The 241-nt window shown below is 74.3% G+C and carries 1 protein-coding gene; it reads right to left on the reverse strand.

From position 1 onward, the window contains the following. Nucleotides 1-241 (reverse strand): hypothetical protein (locus ACEN88_RS36160; protein WP_413347191.1); only part of this gene is annotated, 241 nt, incomplete at both ends.

Raw genomic sequence — 241 nt, forward strand, 5'->3', positions numbered from 1 at the left:
CGCAGCAGCTGGAACGCCTGCAGCGCGATCAGCTCGGCCTGCGCCTGCTTGCCCTGGCAGGCCTGCGCCAGCGCGATGGCGCCGTCGATGCGCTTGTCGATCTTCTTCGCCGACGGCTTGGCCCACAGCCACACGCCCCACAGCACGGCCAGCGCGACGATCCACCAGCGCAGGCGGATCGGCTGACGGCCCGCCGGTGCCGGCGAAGGCGGCGGCGTCGGGCGCGGCGACCACGGGATGC

Origin of the sequence: Massilia sp. CT11-108, from assembly GCF_047302915.1 — a bacterium.
GTDB classification, from domain to species: Bacteria; Pseudomonadota; Gammaproteobacteria; order Burkholderiales; family Burkholderiaceae_D; genus Telluria; species Telluria orientalis.